The organism is Pseudomonas sp. NPDC087803 (assembly GCF_044742995.1).
Taxonomy (GTDB): Bacteria; Pseudomonadota; Gammaproteobacteria; order Pseudomonadales; family Pseudomonadaceae; genus Aquipseudomonas.
On the sequence record NZ_JBIUVO010000133.1, the window covers coordinates 1 to 2,877 of the forward strand.

Genomic DNA, 2,877 nt, shown 5'->3' on the forward strand with positions numbered 1-2,877 from the left:
TTTTCAACTGAAAGCTTCACTCCACAAACCCTGCGGCCCTCTGCCTATAAATAGATTGCAGCTTTATAACGGATTTTAGACAGCTCGTATGACATTTTTTTGAAGCAATCCGTCACATTTTACTTACATGTACATCCCACCGTTCACCGGGATTGTAGCCCCAGTGACGTATGCCGCACCGTCGGACGCAAGAAAAGCGACCACCGAGGCGATCTCCTGAGCTTGCCCCAGACGGCCCAGCGGAATCTGCGTCTGCAAGGCTTCACGCTGTGCTTCAGGCAGTTCGCGGGTCATATCGGTGTCGATGAACCCTGGGGTTACCGAGTTGACCGTAATCGAACGCGAACCGACTTCACGCGCCATCGCCCGGCTGAAACCTTCCAGACCGGCCTTGGCGGCTGCATAGTTTACTTGGCCGGCGTTGCCCATGGCACCCACCACCGAGCCAATACTGATAATTCGGCCCCAGCGCGCCTTGGTCATGCCACGCAAAACGCCCTTGGACAGGCGATACAGACTGTTCAGGTTGGTATCGATCACGTCGTACCATTCATCGTCTTTCATGCGCATCATCAGGTTATCGCGGGTGATGCCGGCATTATTGACCAGAATCGCCGGCGCGCCGAACTTCTCCTGAATGCTCGCGATCACGGCGGCAACGGATTCGTCGCTGGTGACGTTCAGTTCCAGACCGGTACCCTGAATGCCGTGCTCCTTGAGCGTGGCGGCAATCGCCTCGGCGCCTTTGGCGGAGGTCGCGGTGCCAACAACGATGGCGCCCTGACGACCCAGTTCCAGGGCGATGGCCTGGCCGATACCGCGGCTTGCACCGGTGACCAGTGCAACTTTACCTTGCAGACTCATGCAAGTTTCTCCTGATTCAGGCCAGCGCTGCACGGGCGGCAGCGAAAGCGTCTGGGGTATTGAGGTTGGAAGTCGAAACGCCTTCGGCGCAACGTTTGTTCAGACCTGCCAGCACTTTGCCAGGGCCGCACTCGACCAGACTGGTAGCGCCTTTGGCAGCCAGCGTCTGCACCGATTCAACCCAGCGAACGGGCTTGTACAGTTGTTCGAGCAGATCACGCTTGAGGGTTTCCAGATCCGCCGGCACTTGCGCGCTGACGTTCTGTACGACCGGGATCTGCGGTGCCTGCCAGTCGATGGCAGCGATGGATTCGGCAAAGCGCTCGGCCGCCGGACGCATCAGCTCACAGTGCGACGGCACGCTCACCGGCAACGGCATGGCACGCTTGGCGCCACGGGCCTTACAGCCCTCGATGGCACGCTCGACGGCAGCCTTGGCACCGGCAATCACTACCTGGCCCGGCGAGTTGAAGTTCACCGCACTGACCACTTCGCCTTGCGCCGCTTCGGCACAGGCTGCCAGCACATCAGCGTCTTCCAGACCGAGGATGGCAGCCATGCCGCCCTGCCCGGCCGGAACGGCTTCCTGCATCAGCTGGCCACGGCGCTCGACGAGCTTGACCGCGTCAGCCAGGCTCAGGCTGCCAGCAGCCACCAGCGCGCTGTACTCACCCAGGCTGTGACCGGCAACAAATGCCGGACGCGCGCCGCCTTCAGCCAGCCACAAACGCCACAGGGCGATCGAAGCGGTCAGAATGGCCGGTTGGGTTTTGTCAGTTTGATTGAGCAGCTCTTCCGGACCCTGCTGGGTCAGCGCCCACAGGTCATAGCCCAGAGCAGCGGAGGCTTCTTTGAAAGTTTCGAGGATCAGCGGATATTCCGCGCCCAGCTCGGCCAGCATGCCGAGGGACTGCGAACCCTGTCCTGGAAAGACGAATGCGAGGGAAGCAGACATGTAACAAGCCCCTAATGATCTTGTCGTCGGAAAATAGCGCCCCGCCGGGGGACGCAAGAAACTGACAGTTGGATGGCCCTTTGAACCGGGCGGTCACATTTAAGCATTGTCCGACGAAAACGCCTAAGACAACAGATCCTCCAGACGACCGTGGAGGCGCTGGGGCAGGTTCTCCTGAATCTCGATCAGCGCGCGCTGAATCGCACTCTGAAAGCCCTGAACCCCGGCCGAACCGTGACTTTTCACCACGATGCCCTGCAAGCCGAGAAAGCTTGCGCCGTTATGTCGCGCCGGTGCCAGATCCGCCTGCAGGCGCTTCATCAATGGCAGGGCCAAAGCCCCCACCACCCGGGAAGCGAAGTTTTTCCTGAACAAGGCTTCGATACGCGCGGCGATCATCGTCGCCAGGCCTTCGCTGGACTTGAGCAGGATATTGCCGACAAACCCGTCACAGACCACCACATCCGCCTCGCCGCGATACAGGCCATCGCCCTCGACAAACCCGATGTAGTTGATGCCGCGCGCAGCCTGCAGCAAGGTCGCCGCCAGCTTGACCTGCTGATTACCCTTGATGTCTTCGGTGCCGATATTCAGCAACGCGACGCGCGGCCGGGCGATGCCCAGCGTCTGCGCCGCCACCGAGCCCATCACCGCGAACTGCAACAGATGCTCGGCGCTGCAATCGACGTTGGCACCCAGATCGAGCAACTGGCAATAACCCTTCTGTGTCGGAATCGCCGCGACCATCGCCGGCCGATCAATCCCCGGCAAGGTCTTGAGCACGAAACGCGACAACGCCATCAACGCCCCGGTATTGCCGGCGCTGACACAGGCCTGAGCTTTGCCGTCACGCACCAGTTCGAGGGCGACACGCATCGACGAATCCGGCTTGCCACGCAAGGCCTGGGTCGGCTTTTCGTCCATGGTGATGACTTCAGACGCCGGGACAATCGTCAGGCGCGCGCGATCGGCAGCCGATTGGCCGTTGATCAGTTCTTCAAGAAGGGAGGGTTGACCGACGAGGGTCAGGTGCAGCGAGGGCGTAGCAGAAAGGCAAG

The 2,877-nt window shown here is 60.7% G+C and carries 3 protein-coding genes; all 3 read right to left on the minus strand.

Annotated features, from left to right (window positions below; genetic code table 11):
• Positions 1-123: 123 nt before the first annotated feature.
• Positions 124-864, minus strand: a complete 741-nt coding sequence (fabG, locus tag ACIOUG_RS26835; protein WP_401070168.1) for a 3-oxoacyl-ACP reductase FabG — start codon at positions 862-864, stop codon at positions 124-126.
• Between the two features lie 16 nt (positions 865-880).
• Complete coding sequence (gene fabD / locus ACIOUG_RS26840) at positions 881-1,819, minus strand: ACP S-malonyltransferase (protein ID WP_027612355.1); 939 nt, start codon at positions 1,817-1,819, stop codon at positions 881-883.
• 123 nt (positions 1,820-1,942) lie between these two features.
• Positions 1,943-2,877, minus strand: a 935-nt coding sequence (gene plsX / locus ACIOUG_RS26845; RefSeq protein ID WP_401070170.1) for a phosphate acyltransferase PlsX, incomplete at its 5' end; no start/stop codon positions are given.

Excerpts from the sequence above, each read along its gene's own strand:
- fabG (WP_401070168.1), bottom strand. The coding sequence starts at position 864 with ATGAGTCTGCAAGGTAAAGTTGCACTGGTCACCGGTGCAAGCCGCGGT.
- fabD (WP_027612355.1), bottom strand. The coding sequence starts at position 1,819 with ATGTCTGCTTCCCTCGCATTCGTCTTTCCAGGACAGGGTTCGCAGTCC.